Annotated in this window: 1 protein-coding gene; it reads right to left on the reverse strand. The window is 64.2% G+C overall.

The genetic code is table 11. The features are described from left to right. Positions 1-337 precede the first annotated feature (337 nt). Positions 338-1,039: a fumarylacetoacetate hydrolase family protein gene (locus CWO89_RS44380; RefSeq protein WP_130584404.1), complete on the reverse strand. Its 702-nt coding sequence runs from the start codon at positions 1,037-1,039 to the stop codon at positions 338-340. Positions 1,040-1,194 lie beyond the last annotated feature (155 nt).

The following is a 1,194-nucleotide window of genomic DNA, read 5'->3' on the forward strand; positions in this document are numbered from 1 at the left end:
AGTGGTGATGTTCATGTCCCTGCTTGAGCTGTGGCTGGAGTACGAGAAGACGCATCTCGGCCCGAGCGCATCGCAGGGGTTGGAGAGGCAGTAGAGCGCGTTCGAAGTGGACATCGGTTGGCGTAAAGAAAACGCGTCAAACCAAGAATCCAGTGCCGTAGCCCGGGTGGAGCGCAGCGCAACCCGGGACCTCTGAGCCAACGTCGAGTGCGGCCCCCGGGTTACGCTGCGCTCCACCCGGGCTACGAAGCTTAGCAACTACGGGGCTGTCATTCCGGGGCTCGCGTTGCGCGCGCCCCGGAATGACGGCGGTGGGCGTGGTTAGCGCCGGAGTGAACTACTCCGGCTGGCCGATCGAGACCTTCAGCGTGCCGACGCCGTCGACGCCGCATTCGATCCTGTCGCCGGGCTGGAGCTGGGAGACGCCGGCCGGCGTTCCCGTCATGATGAGGTCGCCGGCGGCGAGCTTCACCTGCTGGGAGAGCTGCCAGATGATCTCGGGCACGTTCCAGATCAGTTCGGTGAGATCGCCCTTCTGGGTTTCCTTGCCGTTGACGGTGAGCCAGATCTTGCCCTTTGATGGATGGCCGATCTTGGAGGCCGGCTGCAGCGCGGAGCAGGGCGCAGAGTAGTCGAAGGACTTTCCAATCTCCCAGGGACGCTCCTTCTTGCGCGAGGCGATCTGCAGATCGCGGCGGGTGAGGTCGATACCGACGGCATAGCCATAGACATGGTCGAGCGCCTTGTCGGCGGGAATGTTGAGGCCGCCGCTCTTCATGGCGACCACCAGTTCGACCTCGTGGTGCAGGTCCTTGGTCAGCGGCGGGTAGGGGATCGTGGCACCATCCGGCACCAGCATGTCGGCATGCTTGGCGAAGAAGAAGGGCGGCGCGCGCTCGTCATTGCCCATCTCCCTGATGTGTTCGAGGTAGTTGCGCCCGACGCACCAGATGCGGCGGACGGGGAAGGATTTCGTCTCGCCGATGACGGGGAGCGAAGCCTGCGGCGGGGCGGGGATGACGTAGTCTGTGGCAGTCATGAAGCGCTCTCGTCGTTGAGTAAGTGGCTTATGGGCGATGGATTGGCGGACATGCTGGGTTACTTCACCTCTCCCGCTTGCGGGGGAGGTCGGCGCGTAGCGCCGGGTGAGGGTTCTCTCCCCACGGAAAGTCCCATCGTGGAGGCACCCTCACC

The organism is Bradyrhizobium sp. Leo170, from assembly GCF_004296405.1.
In the GTDB taxonomy this organism is placed as follows: domain Bacteria; phylum Pseudomonadota; class Alphaproteobacteria; order Rhizobiales; family Xanthobacteraceae; genus Bradyrhizobium.